This is a genomic window from Nocardia sp. NPDC058640 (assembly GCF_042716995.1).
In the GTDB taxonomy this organism is placed as follows: Bacteria; Actinomycetota; Actinomycetes; order Mycobacteriales; family Mycobacteriaceae; genus Nocardia.
Window position 1 is genome coordinate 1 of sequence record NZ_JBHXRG010000001.1, and the last position, 16,585, is coordinate 16,585.

At 65.6% G+C, this 16,585-nt stretch carries 19 protein-coding genes and 1 tRNA gene; 10 read left to right on the forward strand and 10 right to left on the reverse strand.

Features of this window, described 5'->3' with window-relative positions; all coding sequences use genetic code 11:
- Positions 1 to 66: 66 nt before the first annotated feature.
- Complete coding sequence (locus ACFWU5_RS00005) at positions 67 to 1,116, reverse strand: TPM domain-containing protein (protein ID WP_379265577.1); 1,050 nt, start codon at positions 1,114 to 1,116, stop codon at positions 67 to 69.
- A gap of 69 nt (positions 1,117 to 1,185) precedes the next feature.
- On the opposite strand from ACFWU5_RS00005, the gene ACFWU5_RS00010 reads away from it, so the two are divergent.
- Complete coding sequence (locus ACFWU5_RS00010; protein ID WP_379265578.1) at positions 1,186 to 1,863, forward strand: MBL fold metallo-hydrolase; 678 nt, start codon at positions 1,186 to 1,188, stop codon at positions 1,861 to 1,863.
- Position 1,864: 1 nt separating this feature from the next.
- Here ACFWU5_RS00010 and ACFWU5_RS00015 read toward each other — a convergent pair whose 3' ends face one another.
- Positions 1,865 to 2,146, reverse strand: coding sequence for an MGMT family protein (locus ACFWU5_RS00015; RefSeq protein WP_379265579.1), 282 nt, complete (start codon positions 2,144 to 2,146; stop codon positions 1,865 to 1,867).
- Positions 2,143 to 2,355, reverse strand: a complete 213-nt coding sequence (locus tag ACFWU5_RS00020; RefSeq protein ID WP_379245885.1) for a DUF2945 domain-containing protein — start codon at positions 2,353 to 2,355, stop codon at positions 2,143 to 2,145. Before ACFWU5_RS00020 ends, ACFWU5_RS00015 begins: the two co-directional genes overlap by 4 nt.
- Before the next feature lie 248 nt (positions 2,356 to 2,603).
- On the opposite strand from ACFWU5_RS00020, the gene ACFWU5_RS00025 reads away from it, so the two are divergent.
- From ACFWU5_RS00025 to dnaG, 3 genes are read left to right on the forward strand one after another with little or no spacing between them, the layout of a single operon-like run.
- Positions 2,604 to 3,182, forward strand: a complete 579-nt coding sequence (locus ACFWU5_RS00025; RefSeq protein WP_379246084.1) for a YdcF family protein — start codon at positions 2,604 to 2,606, stop codon at positions 3,180 to 3,182.
- Position 3,183: 1 nt separating this feature from the next.
- Positions 3,184 to 4,437, forward strand: a complete 1,254-nt coding sequence (locus ACFWU5_RS00030; protein ID WP_379265580.1) for a deoxyguanosinetriphosphate triphosphohydrolase — start codon at positions 3,184 to 3,186, stop codon at positions 4,435 to 4,437.
- 25 nt (positions 4,438 to 4,462) lie between these two features.
- Entirely contained in the window at positions 4,463 to 6,388 is a 1,926-nt protein-coding gene (dnaG, locus tag ACFWU5_RS00035) for a DNA primase (protein WP_379265581.1), read from the forward strand.
- Positions 6,389 to 6,703: 315 nt separating this feature from the next.
- Here the strand turns inward: dnaG and ACFWU5_RS00040 are convergent, their stop codons facing one another.
- From ACFWU5_RS00040 to ACFWU5_RS00050, 3 genes are all read right to left on the reverse strand, one after another.
- A complete protein-coding gene (locus ACFWU5_RS00040; RefSeq protein ID WP_379265582.1) occupies positions 6,704 to 7,618 on the reverse strand; it encodes a nucleotidyl transferase AbiEii/AbiGii toxin family protein in 915 nt (304 codons plus the stop codon).
- Positions 7,619 to 7,624: 6 nt separating this feature from the next.
- Positions 7,625 to 8,536: a type IV toxin-antitoxin system AbiEi family antitoxin domain-containing protein gene (locus tag ACFWU5_RS00045; RefSeq protein WP_379265583.1), complete on the reverse strand. Its 912-nt coding sequence runs from the start codon at positions 8,534 to 8,536 to the stop codon at positions 7,625 to 7,627.
- Between the two features lie 173 nt (positions 8,537 to 8,709).
- A tRNA-Asn gene (locus ACFWU5_RS00050) sits at positions 8,710 to 8,782 on the reverse strand.
- A 212-nt stretch (positions 8,783 to 8,994) separates the two neighbouring features.
- Between ACFWU5_RS00050 and ACFWU5_RS00055 the strand changes: the two genes are divergently transcribed.
- Complete coding sequence (locus tag ACFWU5_RS00055; protein WP_379245869.1) at positions 8,995 to 9,240, forward strand: hypothetical protein; 246 nt, start codon at positions 8,995 to 8,997, stop codon at positions 9,238 to 9,240.
- A gap of 252 nt (positions 9,241 to 9,492) precedes the next feature.
- Here the strand turns inward: ACFWU5_RS00055 and ACFWU5_RS00060 are convergent, their stop codons facing one another.
- Positions 9,493 to 9,837 (reverse strand): DUF732 domain-containing protein, encoded by a 345-nt coding sequence (locus ACFWU5_RS00060; RefSeq protein WP_379245868.1) that lies wholly within the window; start codon positions 9,835 to 9,837, stop codon positions 9,493 to 9,495.
- A gap of 348 nt (positions 9,838 to 10,185) precedes the next feature.
- Here ACFWU5_RS00060 and ACFWU5_RS00065 point away from each other — a divergent pair, with 348 nt between their 5' ends.
- Entirely contained in the window at positions 10,186 to 12,012 is a 1,827-nt protein-coding gene (locus ACFWU5_RS00065; RefSeq protein ID WP_379265584.1) for a sensor histidine kinase, read from the forward strand.
- The gene (locus ACFWU5_RS00070; RefSeq protein ID WP_379245864.1) at positions 12,009 to 12,683 is read left to right on the forward strand and encodes a response regulator; all 675 of its coding nucleotides are present in this window, start codon (positions 12,009 to 12,011) and stop codon (positions 12,681 to 12,683) included. Before ACFWU5_RS00065 ends, ACFWU5_RS00070 begins: the two co-directional genes overlap by 4 nt.
- A 13-nt stretch (positions 12,684 to 12,696) precedes the next feature.
- Here ACFWU5_RS00070 and ACFWU5_RS00075 read toward each other — a convergent pair whose 3' ends face one another.
- Positions 12,697 to 12,849: a hypothetical protein gene (locus tag ACFWU5_RS00075; RefSeq protein ID WP_379245862.1), complete on the reverse strand. Its 153-nt coding sequence runs from the start codon at positions 12,847 to 12,849 to the stop codon at positions 12,697 to 12,699.
- An 89-nt stretch (positions 12,850 to 12,938) separates the two neighbouring features.
- On the opposite strand from ACFWU5_RS00075, the gene ACFWU5_RS00080 reads away from it, so the two are divergent.
- Both ACFWU5_RS00080 and ACFWU5_RS00085 read left to right on the forward strand, forming a co-directional pair.
- Complete coding sequence (locus ACFWU5_RS00080; protein WP_379265585.1) at positions 12,939 to 13,340, forward strand: hypothetical protein; 402 nt, start codon at positions 12,939 to 12,941, stop codon at positions 13,338 to 13,340.
- Between the two features lie 56 nt (positions 13,341 to 13,396).
- On the forward strand, positions 13,397 to 14,104 hold the full coding sequence (locus ACFWU5_RS00085) for a GNAT family N-acetyltransferase (protein WP_379265586.1): 708 nt from the start codon (positions 13,397 to 13,399) through the stop codon (positions 14,102 to 14,104).
- A gap of 87 nt (positions 14,105 to 14,191) precedes the next feature.
- On the opposite strand, the gene ACFWU5_RS00090 is transcribed toward ACFWU5_RS00085, so the two are convergent.
- On the reverse strand, positions 14,192 to 14,854 hold the full coding sequence (locus ACFWU5_RS00090; RefSeq protein WP_379265587.1) for a response regulator: 663 nt from the start codon (positions 14,852 to 14,854) through the stop codon (positions 14,192 to 14,194).
- On the reverse strand, positions 14,851 to 15,945 hold the full coding sequence (locus ACFWU5_RS00095) for a sensor histidine kinase (protein ID WP_379265588.1): 1,095 nt from the start codon (positions 15,943 to 15,945) through the stop codon (positions 14,851 to 14,853). Before ACFWU5_RS00095 ends, ACFWU5_RS00090 begins: the two co-directional genes overlap by 4 nt.
- Positions 15,946 to 16,196: 251 nt before the next feature.
- Between ACFWU5_RS00095 and ACFWU5_RS00100 the strand changes: the two genes are divergently transcribed.
- Entirely contained in the window at positions 16,197 to 16,574 is a 378-nt protein-coding gene (locus ACFWU5_RS00100) for a DUF6223 family protein (RefSeq protein ID WP_379265589.1), read from the forward strand.
- Positions 16,575 to 16,585: the final 11 nt, after the last annotated feature.

Sequence of the window (16,585 nt, forward strand, 5' to 3'; positions counted from 1 at the left end):
ATTTTTCTTCCCTAGACAAGAAGAATTATCGCAGGTCAGAGCACCTTTCGCCATTTCTGGTGCAGGTCAGACCCTATTTCCATGACCGGTCGAGGTCAGCTCGATGACGTCGCGCGTGAGACCGTCCAATCGAGCGGGCGCCCCGAGCAGCAGATCGCGCATGGCGTCGAAATCGGTGACCTGCGCGTCGAGTTCGCGATCGGCCTTGCCGGTGGTGGTGATCAATTCGATGAGCATGGCGCGCTGCTGATCCGGCGTCTCCGGAATCGAATCGTCGAGTTGCTGGCGAATGGCGAACGCCTTCGCTGTGGCCGCACGCGCGGCATCGAGCGCGGACCGGAACGGGGTCACCGCGGTGTCACCGAATTCACTGGTAGCCAAGGTCAATTCCTCGGCACTGGTACGCACCGCATCGTCGATCTCGACCAGTCGTTCCCGCGATAACGCCTGCAGCGTCGGCAACGAAAGACGAGCCAGCGCACCGGAATCGGTCGGATCCATCTCCCGTGCGGTAGCCAGTTCCGCACGATCGCGATCACCACGTCGCTTGCGCGAGAACAACATCAACCCACCGGCCACCACGATCACCCCGAGCCCGAGGAGAATCAGCACACCCCACGGCACGCTGCTGCCCTTCATCTCCGAACCGATCCCCTCGGCGGTAGCGACCGCGGCCTGCGCCCACTTCTGGTCGCGCAGAGCAGGTTCCACCGAACTCGCGAACACCGAGTCCATCTCCGAATCGGTCACGCCCTCGGGAAGGTTGCCGTCCAGCCAATACCCACGATCGTCGGTAGCCACCGCCAACAGCAGATCGCGTTCGCTGAACCCCGACAGCTCGAACGTGCGCGCGGACCAATCCCGCGCCGACAGCGACCCGAACGTGCGCACATAGATCACCCACAGCTTGACCTGGTGATCGCGATACAGGGTGTCGACCGCATCGAGCACCCGCTGCTCGTCGCCCCCGTCGAGCACATTCGCGGCATCGACCACCTGCGGCCCCATCCGCTGCGGCGGTTCCGCGACCGCACTGGGCGCGCACAGCAGACTCAACACGGCGAACACCGCGCAGAGCACGGAAACCGAACGTGGGGCCGAACGCGTCAGCGGCATGTGTCGAATCTAACGGTCCCCACCGACACGAACACGACAGCGCGGCGCGTGGCTTCTACGATCGACCCCATGGTCTCAGTCGATCGCCACTACACCGGTCACGTCACCCCCGGCGGAAACGCCCAGCAGCTCGATGTCCCCGGCGCCCGGATCGTGAAGATGTCGGTGGGCCCGATGGACAACAACACCTACCTGATCCAGAGCACCGACACCGGCGCCACCGTGCTGATCGACGCCGCCAACGACGCCGAGAGCATCATCGAACTCACCGCGCTCGAAACCCCCGGCCAGGTCGAGCAGATCGTCACCACCCACCGCCACCCCGACCACTGGCAGGCCCTGACCGAGGTCGCCAAGACCCTCGACGTGCCCACCGCCGCCCACACCCTCGACGCCGACCACATCCCGGTCCGCCCCGACCGCCGCCTCGAAGACGGCGACACCATCGCCATCGGCGACCTGAGCCTGCACGTCATCCACCTGCGCGGCCACACCCCGGGCTCGATCGCGCTGGCGCTGACCGACACCGAAGGCCACACCCACCTGTTCACCGGCGACTCCCTTTTCCCCGGTGGCGTAGGCAAAACCCACAGCCCCGCCGACTTCGACACCCTGCTGTCCGACGTCACCACGAAACTGTTCGACGCCTACCCCGACGACACCGTCGTGCACCCCGGCCACGGCGACGACACCACCCTGGGCACCGACCGTGCGAACCTGCCCGAATGGCGTGCGCGCGGCTGGTGAATCAGCCGAACGTGACCCGGGCTCGGCGCAGATCGATCCGGTCGCCTACCAGGGGAGTGCCCTCGGCGAGCAGGAACGCCAAGGCCCCGCCGTCGTGGCAGGTCGCGGCCTTGCCGTCGGCATACACCACCCGCCACCACGGCACATCGTCACCGAGCACGCTCATCGCCCGCCCCACCTGCCGCGGCCCCGCGCCGATCTGCTTCCCGATGTCCCCGTAGGTGGCGACCCGACCGGCCGGAATCGACGTCACCACCTCGCGCACAAGATCGACAACACTCATGGCAACTTCGTCAGCGCGCCGCCCTTATGCAGGGCGATGTGGTCCGTTTTGTCGCTTTTGATCGAATACTGCGGGTCGTCGGGTGAGCAGTGATGGGTGTACCCGTGGAAGTCCACATCATGGGTGTGTTTGTCGATGATGACCCCCGACACGTGCCCCGCCTCGGAATTCCATCGAACATGGTCACCCACCGCGAATTGCTGTGCCATCTCGCCCTCTTCGACGTACGGACCCGCAAGGACAGCCCAGTGTAGTCGCGTCGCAGGGCACGTTCACCGGACCGGAACCCGGCGGTGACCGCAGACCACGCGACGCGTCGGACCGACCTGGCAGACTGACAAACGTGAAGTCGGGTTTCTCGCGAACGTCAGCGCCCGCCCCGGATGTCAGGCATCCGCGCGGGCTGGTTTCGACGGTCTCGGTGTGGTTCGTCCGGTTGATCGCGGGCGCGGTGCTGATGGGGTTGGTGCTGGTCGCCGGGACGGCGTTTCGGGTGTGGCAGGTCGCGCGGATCGACGACTACACGCCCGCGAACGCGATCGTGGTGCTGGGCGCGGCGCAGTACTCGGGCACGCCGTCGTCGGTGTTCGAGGCGCGGCTGTACCAGGCGTGGCGGCTGTACGAGAACGGTGTGGCGCCCACGGTGATCACCGTCGGCGGCAAGCAGGAGGGCGACCTTTACACCGAAGCCGCTTCGGGCAAACAGTATTTGGAGGACAAGGGCGTTCCGAGCGAGAACATCATCGCCGTGGAAACCGGCTCCGACACCCTGCGCAGCATCGAAGCGGTGGCCGCGGCGATGCAGGAGCGCGACATGTCATCGGCCGTACTCGTCAGCGATCCGTGGCATTCACTGCGGACAAGGACGATGGCTCGCGATGCCGGCCTGCACGCGTGGACCGCACCCACTCGCACGGGGCCGGCCGTCTACACGAGGGAGTCGCAATTCCATGGCATCGCCCGCGAAACCGGTGCGCTGCTGTGGTATCAGCTCACTCATTTCTCGGCAGACTTCCCATACGAGGCGGGACAGTGAGATGACCGAAACCTATACCGCGCACGACCAGGAACGCATGGTCCACGAGCCCGGCAAGACCGCGTGGCCCGGCGCCGCGGGCAAGGGCCACCGCAGCGAGTTCTCCCGCGATCGCGCCCGCGTGCTGCACTCCGCGGCGTTGCGTCGCCTGGCCGACAAAACCCAGGTCATGGGCCCGCGCGAAGGCGACACCCCGCGCACCCGGCTGACCCATTCACTCGAAGTCGCCCAGATCGGACGCAGCATCGCCGACGGTGTCGGTGCCGATCCCGACCTGGTCGACCTGGCCGGGCTGGCCCACGACATCGGCCACCCGCCCTACGGGCACAACGGCGAACGCGCGCTGGACGAATTCGCCGACGCCTACGGCGGTTTCGAAGGCAACGCCCAGAACCTGCGCATCCTGACCGGCCTCGAACCCAAGATCCTCGACGCCGACGGAAACAGCTTCGGGCTCAACCTGACTCGCGCCGCCCTGGACGCCACCCTCAAATACCCGTGGGGCAGAAGCGGTTCCGGCACCAAATTCGGCGCCTACGAGGACGACCTCGAACGTCTCGCGTGGGTCCGCAAGGACGCGCCCGACCGCAAGCAGAGCCTGGAATGCCAGATCATGGACTGGTCCGACGACGTCGCCTACTCGGTGCACGACGTGGAGGACGGCGTGATCGTGGGCCGCATCGACCTGCGCGCGCTGGCCGACCCCGGCGAACAGGCGGCGCTGGCCGAACAGGGCCACGGCCAGCACCCCGACCAGTCGATCGACGCGCTGGCCGCCGCCGCGCAGCGACTGTCCGAGCTCGACATCGTGGCCGACGCGGTGAACTACGACGGCAGCTTCGCCTCCTCGGTGGCGCTGAAACGCCTCACCAGCGAACTGGTCGGCCGCTTCGCCACCGCCGCCATCTCGGCCACCCACGAACGCTACGGCGAGGTCCCGCTGCGCCGCTACGAAGCCGACCTGATCGTGCCGCCGGTCGTGGCCGCCGAGGTCGCCGTGCTCAAGACCATGGCCCTGCGCTACGTGCGCTCCGACCGTGGCCACCTGGCCCGTCAGCAGACCCAGCGCGAACGCGTGCAGGCCGTGGCCGACCGCCTGCTCACCACCGCGCCCGCCCACCTGGACGACCAGATGCTGCCCTGGTTCAACGCCGCCACCACCGAGGCCGCCCGCGTGCGCGTGGTGACCGACCAGATCGCCTCCTACACCGAGAGCCGCTTCGAACGGGTCGCCGCCTCGCTGGACTGCCGCTGAGCAGACCCGACTAGACTCGCTCACCGTGGCCGGACGAATCCCAGATCGCGATATCGCGGCGATCCGTGAACGTGTCCGGATCGAAGATGTAGTCGGTGAGTATGTGGCGCTCAAGCGCGCGGGCGCCGACTCGATCAAAGGTCTGTGCCCGTTCCACGACGAGAAATCGCCGTCGTTCCACGTGCGACCCAACCACGGGCTTTTCCACTGCTTCGGCTGCGGTGAGGGCGGCGACGTCTACAAGTTCCTGCAGCAGATGGAACACATCGGTTTCGTCGAGGCCGTCGAGCAGATGGCCGACCGCATCGGCTACCAGATCAACTACGAGGGCGGCGGCACCTCGGTGCAGCGCGACCGCGGCACCCGCTCCCGGCTGGTCGCCGCCAACGCCGCCGCGCAGGAGTTCTACGCAGCGTTGCTGCACGAACCCGAGGCCGAAACCGCCCGCAAATACCTGACCGACCGCAATTTCGACAAGGCGTCGTGGCAGCAGTTCGGCTGCGGTTACGCGCCCGCGGGGTGGGACGGGCTCACAAAACACTTGCAGCGCTTGGGTTTCGAGTTCAAGGAGCTGGAAGCGGCCGGGCTGTCCAAGCAGGGCAAGCGCGGTCCCATCGACCGGTTCCATCGTCGGCTGCTGTGGCCGATCCGCAACCTCGGCGGCGAGGTGATCGGGTTCGGCGCGCGCAAGCTGTTCGACGACGACACCATGCCCGGCAAGTACGTGAACACGCCGGAGACGTTGCTGTACAAGAAGTCTCAGGTGCTGTTCGGTCTCGACCACGCCAAGCGTGACATCTCCAAGGGGCACCAGGCGGTGGTCGTCGAGGGGTACACCGACGTCATGGCCATGCACCTGGCCGGGGTGAAAACCGCAGTTGCGTCCTGCGGCACCGCTTTTGGTGAAGAGCACATGCAGGTGTTGCGCAGGCTTCTGATGGACGACAACTTCTGGCGCGGCGAGATCATCTACACCTTCGACGGTGACGCCGCCGGTCAAGCCGCCGCTCTGAAGGCTTTCAGTGGCGATCAGCGACTGGCCGGACAGACCTATATCGCCATCGCGCCCGACGGTCAGGACCCGTGCGAGCTGCGTCAGCGCTCCGGCGACAGTGCCGTACGCGACCTGGTCGCGCGTCGAACTCCGTTGTACGAGTTCGTGATTCGTGGACTGCTCGCCGAACACAATCTCGACGATGTCGAGGGCCGTGTCGAAGCGTTGCGTCGCACGGTGCCCGTGGTGGCCCAGATCAAGGACAACGCCACCCGCAAGGGGTACGCGACCAAACTGGCCGGTTGGGTCGGCTGGGACGACATCCAGCTGGTCGTGCGCCGGGTCGGCGAGGAAGCCAAGAAGAACCGGATGGGCGGCAACACTGCCACGCCGCTGAAAACCGGCGCATCGGCTGCCCCCGCCCCCCGCGTGGAGGAAAGCTCCTCGGTGCGCCCCGCCCCCAACGACCCGGTCCTGTACGCGCAACGCCAATCCCTCAGCGCCGCACTGCAATACCCCGGCATCGCAGGCGTAGCCTTCGACGCCATCGACGCCGCCGCGTTCACCCACCCCGCCTACGTGGCCGTGCGCATCATGATCGCCCAAGCAGGCGGCACCGCGGCGGGCCTGAGCGGCGCCGAATGGGTAGCCGCCGTGGCCGACCACACCGACGACCTGATGATCCGCGCCCTGGTCTCCGAACTGGCCAACGAACAACTGCCCGTCCGCACCCAGAACGACACCCCCCGCTTCATCACCGGCATCCTCGCCCGCACCCAGGAAGCCTGGGTAGGCCGCCAGATAGCCGAGCTCAAATCCAAGCTGCAGCGACTCTCCGCCAGCGAGGAACCCGAGGCCTACATGACGCTGTTCGGCGACCTGGTGGCGCTGGAGCAGTACCGCAAGAGCCTTGCCGCGCAGGCCATGGGGAACGAAGGGTACGCGGCGGGGGCCTGAGCGGATGGTTCGTGGGTGGTGAGACCGAAGGAAGCGCGACGCGTACCGGTCGCCTTGTCTGCTGGTCTCGTCGCCGGTGCGGCGGGCCTTTTCTGGTTGCGGTGCGTGTACAGCGTGCTTCATTCCAGACTGTCCACCGATCCGCTCACAGACCCCCACGGCTATCAACTCTTGTTCGGCACTGTGCTCTCGGTGCCCAGCGCAGCCGTAGTCGCGGTTGCCGCGCCGTTCATCGTCGCTCCAGGAGCAAGCCGAGCCCGACTGACCCAGATCGTGGTGGAGCTCATTGCCGTTACCGAGGGTGACTCTGTCGGCCTACTGATCCAGGCCAATCCATGCGCGAGGTTCTGGATCCCACGACGCCGCTGGTGCGTCGGCGGGAGGAACGCTGGTGAGGATGCGGTCGTAGCAGGCACGGGCGGTCGCCAGAGCGACTTCCAGATCATGATGTTCGACAGCCAATGGGCTCTTCTTGGCTGTCTTCGGCCACATCGCTGCCCAATCGGGACCAGGTGCCTGCATGGTCCGAGGCAGTGCCGTGATGCCACGTAGCGCCCGTTCGGCCTCGAGTGCTGACACCGTCGAATGCAGGTCGATCGGTAGGTACATGCTGACCAGCAGCAAGTCGACGAGGTCGCGGTACCGACCCGAGGTACCGCTCGTTGGTCCGTAGCGTTCGAACATCGCGCACAGTTTGTCGGCAATTTGATCAGCCAGCGGATACAGGGCGATCCAGACCTCGCTGGGGAAGTCGTCGGTGGCGATCATTTTCGGAACCGGCCGATGCTCGATCGCCCCGACGAGTTCGCGACGAGCATCGACCACGTCAATGGAGAAACTGTCGAAAACCCGGCCGCCGAGCAACGCCTTTACTGTCACGGTCGAGCCCTTGCCATTGCTCAATGGCGTCGGCACGCCGACCTCGAAACGGAAGTGGTCGAGGTGATTGTCGCGAACGGCGTTGCGCAGCTGGGTGACCGGGTCGCAGCCACGTCCACCGTCGACCGCCATCAAGTCGATGTCGCGGCTGTACCTCGACTCCGGCAGCCGAACCATCATCCCGACACCGCCTTTCAGGATCCACCCGACGGGGTCGACCGAAAACACGCGCGCGAGAAATCTCGACATCACGAAATTGCGTGCGAGCGTGTTGAAGTCCTGTCCTTGCGACTTGGATATCTGTCGGAGGTGGTCGGTGATGCTGCGGCGCACCGCATCGGGAGAACGCATCACCGGTCAGCCCTGCCGATCGCTTCGCCGGACGATCTCGGTGGCACGCGCGTCATCGGGCTCGAGCGCCACCTCGACAGCGACGTCGTTGTGTAGCGGGTAAACAAGGTCTGGCATGAACCGGGCTCCTCGCTCGCTACGGATCTTGTTGAGCGCCGCCGCCAGTTGGCCCGGCGGCAGCAGGGCCTCCAGTGCTGCGACAAGAGAATCGGTGACGCTTTGGCCGGCCTGCTGGTCTGCGATCTTGGCCAGCGCTACGGCTGACTCCGGTACTCCAGCTTGCTCGATGAGCGCACTGAGGAACCCCTGCCCATCGAACGGTCGGTAACCGTATTCGAGCGCGTGCTCAGCCAGAATCGCAACGACCTGGTCCACCCCTACGGCGCTGCGCCCGAGCGCGTCGCGAACAACACCTGCCAGATGACCGGCATCGATTCCCTCGGCGGCAAGATCGGCGATCGTCCGCAGCGGGGTGGTCACTGCGAGACCGTCGACTACCTCCCAGTCGTCGCGGTCGAGGTGACCCTTCCGGAGCTCGACTTCCGACATCGAAAGTCGTACTCGCCGCACCGTTGTCAGCTCGACAACGTCGGCATCCACATCGCCGAGCCCATGCATCACCGCAGCCGACCGATGCGACACCACGCCGGTTGGCACCTGGTCGTCGAGTCGCTCCCAGATCACCCGGTCTGGATCGAGCGCCATCCACGCGACACGAACGTCCTGGTGCATGTCATACGGGAATCGCGCCACCCGGTACATGCCGTGACGAACGCGCTCCAGCATCCCCGAATCGGCCATCTGCTTGAGATGCTGAGGGCTTACACCCACCACGCGACCGGCCTGGCGACTGGTCACCAAGCCCCACTGTTCGCTGGCGAGGCTCACCAGCTGCGACGCGCGAGTATCGGTGGCCATGACGCAATAATAGCGTAATCGCTTGACTATCTCGGCAGCGAATCGAATTATTCTGCCATTGCCGAGGGTTTCATGCCTGCCCGTTGGCCGTACGAAGGCGGTTGCACTTGGACACAAACAAAAAGAGGCCCTGACGCATGCGGATATCCGCAGGTCAGAACCTCTTGTTGCTGCTCCCCCATCTGGACTCGAACCAGAAACCTGCCGATTAACAGTCGGCTGCTCTGCCAATTGAGCTATAGGGGATTGCCCTGAGTGGCTAGACTCAGGCGGTCTGCCTTGGCGGGCTGACCGAGATGAAACTTTAGCGCATCGTGTCGCGGGAACCCAAATCGGGGCGCTACCTGCGCACATGCGGCGTATAACGATGTGTGAGTCGAACAGTGGCCGGATCGACACGGGCGGGGCCGCTGGGGCAGGATGGAGCGCGCACACAGACGTGGGAGGAGCTTCAGGAGATGCTGCGGTTGATCATCGGCGTAGCGGCCGGTTATGTGCTGGGCACAAAGGCCGGTCGGGCGCGCTACGAGCAGATCTCTGCGGCGTCGCGGGCGGTCGCGGGTAGCCCGGTGACCAGGAAGCTGGTGTCGGTGGGCCGGCAGAAGCTGTCGGACAAGTTGAGCACGCAGCCGAAGCTGGAACCGATGGAGCCGATCGACGAGCGCACCACGGTCCTGATTCCGCACAACCAGCTGCGCCGCTGAGCTGAGTTCGACCGGGGTCGGCCACTGACCCTGTCACAGTGCTCGCGCGGTATCCAGCGTCGCGAGGACGATCTCGCGGTAAACCCGGGCTGATTGCGATGTTTCGCTTCGTTGGCTGCCGAGTAGTGCAAGTCGGCGACGTCGCTATCGGTGCTTACGTCGATACCGCGCTGCCCGATCGGGTCGAGATAGTGTGCGAATCTGCTCGGCGGAACCCCACGAGCCGCCGAGCAGATTCTGTCGAAACGTTGATCAGTACGCGGGGCAGTAATGCTTTGCCGACAGTGCGACGAATTTGCTCGCCTGGTTCCAGTTCATTCCACCCGATGCCAGGTCGTAGGTGACCGACCAGCGCGACTGGCCGGTGCGCAGGGCAGCGCAGACCGTGTGGGCGGCGTCGACGACGAGCGCGGAACTGGCATTTCCGGTGCTGACGCCATTGGCGGACAGATCGTTCAAGAACGCCTGATCTGCCGAAACCGCAGACCCCGAACTCGATCCGGTCGACGGTGCGGCTTGGACCGCTCCGACGGAAAGGCCGGCAGAAATGGCGACGGCGGCAAAGGCCACTTTGAGGGACTGAGAAATGAATGTCATCGGAATTCCTTTGTATCTGAGGATGATCGACAGTCCGTGAATTTCGCTGTCCTCAATTACGGTACGGATCGCGAGTCATTCCCTCTATTGGGAAATTCACCGAGAGGTGCGTGCGTGCGCACACGGCCGTCTACGTGTACGCACGGAGGTCGAGATTGCGTGTATGCCCGGATTACGTTGCGTCGCAGCGCCGTTAGCATCGAAAGCGCAGCAGATTCACCAGAGGTGACCGCACCGACTGGTCGGATTGGAGAATTTTGGCCGTCGACCGACCTTGTGCAGCGAGATCGAGCTCCCCGCACCATGTCTCGCGATATCCTGGGCCTTCCGGCGAACGGGGGGCGGGGCATGGGGCGAGTCGCGGTCGTGTCGTCGGTGACCGCTGTCCTCACCGTGATCGGTGTGGTCGGCATCGACTGGTCGGACGCCGCTCTGGGCGACCCTGCGCGTGCGCTGTCGATGGGCCCGTTGGAGGCCCTCGTGGCTGATCAGGCAAACTATCTGCCGCCCTTCTCGATCCTCGAACTCGTTGTGACGGTGGCGACTTCATTGGCCACCGTCGCCGCCGGACTAGAGGTGTGGAAGCGGCGACCGCAGCACGCGACCGGTCAGATGATGGTTGCGGCGGGTCTGCTTTCGCTAGCCTGCTTGGTACGCAGATCCGATGTGCCATTGCTGTTCACCGCGGGTGTCGTACTCACCAATCTGGCGATACCGATTGTCGTGCATCTTGTCCTGGGCTACCCCTCTGGTCACCTTCGTCGGACGTGGGAACGGGTCTTCGTCGGCCTGTGCTGGCTACTGGCCACCGTGGGGGTGGTGAGTGAATGGTTGTTCTTCGACCCACGGATCGCCTTCATCGAAGCAGGCTCGACCTCACAGAATTTGCTGCTCATCGATCATCGGCCGGAGTTGGCTCATACGATTCAGCTCACCGTGGGTGCCACCATGCTCGTATTCGCGGTCATGTTGGCGTGCACCGTGCTGGCCCGGTGGATTGCCGGAACCCGCACGTACCGCTCCGATTTCACGCCGATAGTCCTGAGCACGCTGATCGGCTTCGGAGTGCTCGCGTTCGCATTGTTCGCGACTGTCCAACTCCGGGTACTGCCGGGAGATTGGGTGCTGCGATTCCGCAATCCGTGCGTGGTGCTGTTGCCGTTCGTGTTCATCGTGATCGCGCGGCGCTATCGACATACGCACGGCGCGGTCCATTCCGCGCTGACCGAGTTGGGTTCGACGCCGGTCACCGATGGGTTTCTCGAGTCGCTGCGGCGCGTCGTGCGCGACCCGACCCTCGAATTGTGGACCTACGACAATGTCGCTGACACCTACTCCGACAGCAGCGGTGGTCGGCGCTGTCTGGAACCGGTGCCGCGAGGCAGGCGAGTCACCCTGGTGGACTGGGCGGGCAATCGGGTCGGCGCGGTGTTGCACGATAAGACCTTGATGGCGCAGCGGGAGGTTCGTGCCGCGGTGCGGGTGGCCGCCGGGCTCGCGCTCGAACACGAACGTATGCAGAGCGAACTGCAACAGCGACTCATCGAAGTGCGGCAATCCCGTGCGCGCATCGTGCACGCCGGCGACATTCATCGTCAGCGGATCGGCCGCGACCTACACGACGGTGCCCAACAGCTACTTGTCACCGCGATACTGCAACTCGGCAGGGCGCAACAGTCGGTCGACAGCGATGACCTGCGCATTCACCTCGACGCGGGTGTCGTTGCCGCGCGTACGGCACTGCACGGATTGCGCGAGCTCGCCCGCGGGGTCTATCCGGCCACGCTGACCGACTACGGACTGGTTGCGGCGTTGAACTCGTTGGCCGAACGCAGTGCGCTTCCGCTCGAACTGGCCAGTTCCCTCGATGAACGTCCATGCGGGGCAAGCGAACTCGCGGCCTACTACATCGCCGCGGAGGCGATTACCAATGCGAGCAAGCATTCCGGCGCCGAGTTCGTGCACATCACCATCGAGCGCAGGGGGGCGGAGTTGGTGGTGACGATTCGGGACAACGGCTGCGGTGGAGCGACGGTCAGCAGGGGTGGCGGACTCGACGGGTTGATCGACCGGGCCGGTGCGGTCGGGGGCTCGCTGCGGATGGAAAGCCCTGCGGGAGTAGGCACGACCCTGGTCGCGATGCTGCCGTTCAACGACGAGGAGGACCGAAAATGACGTTGCGCGCAGTCCTCGCCGACGATGAAGTGCTGTTCCGCACCGGACTTCGACATCTGCTCGAACACGAGGGTATCGAGGTTGTCGGCGAGGTCGGCGACGCCGACGCCCTGTTCGACCTGGTCGGTATCCACGATCCCGACCTGGCCATTGTCGACATTCGCATGCCGCCCAATCACCGAACCGAGGGCTTGGACGCCGCCGTAGAGATCAGAGCGATGTTCCCACGGACTTCGGTGATGTTGCTGTCCGCGCACGTCGAAACCGAGGAGGCCGTGCACCTACTCGGTGGCGGCGCCACGGGCATCGGGTACATGCTCAAGGACCGCTGCGCGGATGTGTCGGCGTTCATCGGGGCGCTGCACCAGGTCGCGGCGGGTGGCATCGCGATCGAGCCGTCGTTGGTCTCGCTGCTGCTACAGCGTCCGCGTCGCGGCCGCCACGCGATCGACGAGTTGACGCATCGGGAGCGGGAGGTCCTCTCGGCGATGGCCGAAGGCAAGTCCAACCTGGCGATCTCTCGTGCCATCGGCTGCACCAAACGCACTGTCGAGAGCCACGTCATGCGCATATTCGACAAGCTCGGTCTGCAGATCCAACCCGACGACGACCGGCGGGTGCGTGCCGTACTGGTCTACCTCAAGGAGCGGTCGACTCAACCTCCAGGATGAACCTGGCGTGCGGTCACGGGTTGTCTGGATGGACCACAGCCGCCAGGAAGGTCGGCATCTGGTTGCTGGACTGGGGTTCGGCGGTTTCGGTGCCGGTGTCATTGTGATGCTCGGAGCTGAACAGCGGCATCGGGACGGCGCCGGTGTTCGGGTGTGGATCAGCCATGGTTTTCCCCCTTGTAGTGATTTACCTGAGCTGCGGTTTCACCGAGCGTAGTGGATGTGGGTTTCGGGCTGCCGCGATAGTGTGCCGCCATGTCCCTGCGCAGAAGTGCCGCCCTGTTCGCGAGTGTGGCTGTGGCCGCGGCGGTGGTGACCGGATGCTCGACCTCGGGCACCGCCGTTCCGGCACCGGCGTCAACGACCGGCAAGGCGGCTGAGGCCGCGAAACCGACTGGGCCACAGGTCGGTACGGCGACAGTGACGGTGACCGGTGGCACCGGACCGGTCACGATCCGCTACTCGATCAACGGCGCCGCCGAACAGACCGCGACCGACGTGACGCTGCCGTGGACGAAGGACTACCCGGTCTACGACAAGGTTCCGACCACGGTGACAGCCCAGGGTGCGTCGGGTTGCACGATCACCATGAACGGCATGCTGCTGTCGGTCAAGAACGAACCCAACCCGACCTGCAACTTCGCCTACTACGGCTAGACGCGGCGTCGGTGAGTGCCGACGCATCGAAGCATGGATAAACACGAGAAGGGCCGATGAACATGTCGACCGAGGCCTGGCAGGTTCGTGCAACCGCAGAGTTGGAGCGCTTTCAGGCGGTGTCAGATCCCCGTCCGGGTGACCAGGCGTGGCCGGAAATGGTGTGGCCGGTGCCGAAGGGTGCGGTGTTGACCGGCGGGGTCGTGCAGTTGAGCACTGTCGATCCGGCAGCGGATTCGGCGGAGCTGTTCGACGCGCTCGATCACGATGTCGTGTGGGCGCATATCCCGGGGCGTCCGACCGATCTCGCACAGTTCGAAGACGCTCTGCAGCAACGGATGTCGGTCGATGACTGGCAGATCTGGATCGTGCGCACCCGGCAGGCGATCGGTGACAAACCTGCGGGCGCGATCGTCGGTGTCACCGCCTACCTCGACGTCCATCCGCGCGATGCCGGGTTGGAGATCGGGTTCACCGTGTACACGCCGTCCGTGTGGGGCACCGCGGTCAACCCCGAAGCCAAATTGTTGTTGCTGGAGTACGCATTCGGCACTCTTCGAGCAGGGAGAGTTCAGCTGAAGACCGATGTCCGAAACCATCGCTCACAGCAGGCGATCGCTCGGCTCGGCGCGACTTACGAGGGGACTCTGCGGCGCCATTTCCGACGAGCCGACGGGACCGTCCGTGACAGCGTGCTGTTCTCGATCATCGCCGAGGACTGGCCGGATGTGCGCGCTCGACTGACCCGTCGCATCCAGGGATAGCACCCGGGGTTCGCCGGGCGAAAGGGCGTCGGGCGGACCTAAGTCCTGGGTGGGTCAGCGGCGGCCTTTGGCGGCGTGGATGATCGGTCAGTCCGAACCCGGGGTGACCAGGCCGGATTCGTAGGCGAGAACGACCAGTTGGGCTCGGTCGCGGACGTGGAGTTTGGCCATGGCGCGGTTGATGTGGGTTTTGGCGGTGTGCGGGCTGATGGTCATGTGGGCGGCGATGTCGTCGTTGGACAGGCCCTGCGCGACCAGGGTGACGGCTTCGCGTTCGCGGGTGGTCAGTTCGTGCAGTGCGGTGCCGGGGGTGGGGGTGTGCGGCTGGGTGAGGAAGCGGTGGATAAGGCGGCGGGTGATCGAGGGGGCCAGCAGGGCGTCGCCGCGGGCCGCGACGCGGATGGCGTGCAGGAAATCCTCCGGTTCGATGTCTTTGACGAGGAAGCCCGCGGCACCCGCGCGCAGGGCCTCGAGGACGTATTCGTCGAGGCCGTAGTTGGTCAGGATGACCACGTGGACGCCGGCCAGGGCGGGGTCGGCGGCGATGCGGCGGGTGGCTTCGATGCCGTCGAGGACCGGCATCTGGATGTCGAGCAGGGCGATGTCGGGCAGGTGTCGGCGGGCCAGTTCGACACCCTCGTGACCGTTGGCGGCTTCGGCGACTACTTCGATGTCGTCCTCGATGTCGAGCAGGGCGCGGAAGCCGCTGCGGATCAAAGGCTGGTCGTCGACCAGCAGGACGCGAATCATGGTCGCACCACCGGTAATTCGGCATGCACGGCGAATCCGCCGCCGGTGCGCGGTGCGGCGTGCAGGTGTCCGCCCAGCGCGGTGACGCGCTCGCGCATGCCGAGTAGACCGACGCCGGGAATCGGCATTACCGCACCGGCGGTCCCATCGTCTTCGATGTCGACCACGAGACTGTCTGTGCGGTAATCGATTCGGATGGACGCGGTCGTAGCGGCGGCGTGACGGGTGACGTTGGTGAGGGACTCCTGGACGATGCGATAGACGGTCCGGTCGACCGCTGTGGGCACATTCTGGTGTGTGCCCTCGATCGTCAGGATCGTGTTCAAGCCGGTAATACGCACGCGCTCAACAAGTTCCGGGATATGGGCCAGCCCGGGACGCGGGGAGGTGTCGTCGTCGCGCAGCGCCTCGAGGGTGGCACGCAACTCGCGGGCGGCCTCGCGACCGGCTTCGCGGATCGCCAGCAGTGCTTCCGGGACCTGCTCGCCACGCTTGCGGGCCACGTGCACGGCGGCCTCGGACTGCACCTTGATCACCGAGATCTGGTGGGTGAGTGAATCGTGCAGCTCGCGGGCGATGTGCAGCCGTTCCTCGTCGGCGCGACGGCGCGCGGTCTCCTCCCTGGTGCGTTCGGCCTCGTCGGCGCGGCCCTCGGCCTGGCGCAGCGCTTCGCCTGCGGCGCCCGCGGCGATGAGCCAGGCGATCTCTAGCGCGTCGCGTGCGCGGGCCAGCGCCGCCGCGGTGTCGTGCAGCGACGCCAGCGCGGCGAGGGGCAGCGCGGCCAGCACCGCCACCGAGACCAGCACAGCGACCAGCCGATAACCCGCACGGACCGCGAAATACACCGCGAACAGGAACGCGACGGCGGGCACGTCGAAGCCCAGCGCCTGGTAGCCCAGCGCACACAATCCGGTCACGACCAGCACCGCGACGGGCGCTCGTCGTTGCGCGACCAGGGCCAGGCCGCCGACCACCAGCAACGTGTAGCCCAGCGGGTCGAGATGGGTGGGCGTGTGCTCCCGGCTCAGCCCGGTGATCAGCAGCGCTGCCGCCACGCCGACGGCGATCACCCAGTCGACGGTTCTGCCCATGGGCAAACCCTAGCCCGCCCGCGGCTTCGGCGAATCCCGCAATCGGACTACTGCGGCGGTGGTAGTCGTCCGGCTGCTGCCTCATTCGCAGTACTCGATACCGCAGCTGTATCAGCTCGAATTGTCCACGGACGCACGATGACTCCACGGTGCCAGTCACCGACGATGGATTCCGTCGGACCGGCCATCAGTTCATCGGCTCGGACCGTACAAAGTCCGTCGGCCGTCGCAGACAACACGAGGAGCACCCCATGTCCATTCGCCCACTCACCGCAGCCACTGTCACCGCGGCGCTCACCCTCCTTACGGCCGCGCCTGCCACCGCCGCGACAACCACCCTCGCGGACTCCTACGGCATGACCACCGACCGCTTCTTCGCGACGTCGGCCGCGTTCGTCGGCCTAGCCGCGATGATCGTCGGCGGTTGGGCGGTGGTTCGGGCCGGAAGTCCGCTCCGATCCTTGATCGCGATCGGTGCCGGGACGGTCGCGGCGATTGTCGGGGCGATCGGTGTCGTGACTGCCGACGGGGGTCCCGGCACCGGAAACGGAATCGTCGGTGCGGGTATCGCGATCTTTTTCGGCGTGCTGGCCATCGTGCTGGGCGTTCGCGCCCGCACGCACCACTGAGCACCCTTCTG

What these genes read in the sequence shown, in the direction of transcription:
- ACFWU5_RS00005 (WP_379265577.1), bottom strand. Translation starts at nt 1,116, where the DNA reads ATGCCGCTGACGCGTTCGGCCCCACGTTCGGTTTCCGTGCTCTGCGCG.
- ACFWU5_RS00010 (WP_379265578.1), top strand. Translation starts at nt 1,186, where the DNA reads ATGGTCTCAGTCGATCGCCACTACACCGGTCACGTCACCCCCGGCGGA.
- ACFWU5_RS00015 (WP_379265579.1), bottom strand. Translation starts at nt 2,146, where the DNA reads ATGAGTGTTGTCGATCTTGTGCGCGAGGTGGTGACGTCGATTCCGGCC.
- ACFWU5_RS00020 (WP_379245885.1), bottom strand. Translation starts at nt 2,355, where the DNA reads ATGGCACAGCAATTCGCGGTGGGTGACCATGTTCGATGGAATTCCGAG.
- ACFWU5_RS00025 (WP_379246084.1), top strand. Translation starts at nt 2,604, where the DNA reads ATGGGGTTGGTGCTGGTCGCCGGGACGGCGTTTCGGGTGTGGCAGGTC.
- ACFWU5_RS00030 (WP_379265580.1), top strand. Translation starts at nt 3,184, where the DNA reads ATGACCGAAACCTATACCGCGCACGACCAGGAACGCATGGTCCACGAG.
- ACFWU5_RS00040 (WP_379265582.1), bottom strand. Translation starts at nt 7,618, where the DNA reads ATGCGTTCTCCCGATGCGGTGCGCCGCAGCATCACCGACCACCTCCGA.
- ACFWU5_RS00045 (WP_379265583.1), bottom strand. Translation starts at nt 8,536, where the DNA reads ATGGCCACCGATACTCGCGCGTCGCAGCTGGTGAGCCTCGCCAGCGAA.
- ACFWU5_RS00055 (WP_379245869.1), top strand. Translation starts at nt 8,995, where the DNA reads ATGCTGCGGTTGATCATCGGCGTAGCGGCCGGTTATGTGCTGGGCACA.
- ACFWU5_RS00060 (WP_379245868.1), bottom strand. Translation starts at nt 9,837, where the DNA reads ATGACATTCATTTCTCAGTCCCTCAAAGTGGCCTTTGCCGCCGTCGCC.
- ACFWU5_RS00065 (WP_379265584.1), top strand. Translation starts at nt 10,186, where the DNA reads ATGGGGCGAGTCGCGGTCGTGTCGTCGGTGACCGCTGTCCTCACCGTG.
- ACFWU5_RS00070 (WP_379245864.1), top strand. Translation starts at nt 12,009, where the DNA reads ATGACGTTGCGCGCAGTCCTCGCCGACGATGAAGTGCTGTTCCGCACC.
- ACFWU5_RS00075 (WP_379245862.1), bottom strand. Translation starts at nt 12,849, where the DNA reads ATGGCTGATCCACACCCGAACACCGGCGCCGTCCCGATGCCGCTGTTC.
- ACFWU5_RS00080 (WP_379265585.1), top strand. Translation starts at nt 12,939, where the DNA reads ATGTCCCTGCGCAGAAGTGCCGCCCTGTTCGCGAGTGTGGCTGTGGCC.
- ACFWU5_RS00085 (WP_379265586.1), top strand. Translation starts at nt 13,397, where the DNA reads ATGAACATGTCGACCGAGGCCTGGCAGGTTCGTGCAACCGCAGAGTTG.
- ACFWU5_RS00090 (WP_379265587.1), bottom strand. Translation starts at nt 14,854, where the DNA reads ATGATTCGCGTCCTGCTGGTCGACGACCAGCCTTTGATCCGCAGCGGC.
- ACFWU5_RS00095 (WP_379265588.1), bottom strand. Translation starts at nt 15,945, where the DNA reads ATGGGCAGAACCGTCGACTGGGTGATCGCCGTCGGCGTGGCGGCAGCG.
- ACFWU5_RS00100 (WP_379265589.1), top strand. Translation starts at nt 16,197, where the DNA reads ATGTCCATTCGCCCACTCACCGCAGCCACTGTCACCGCGGCGCTCACC.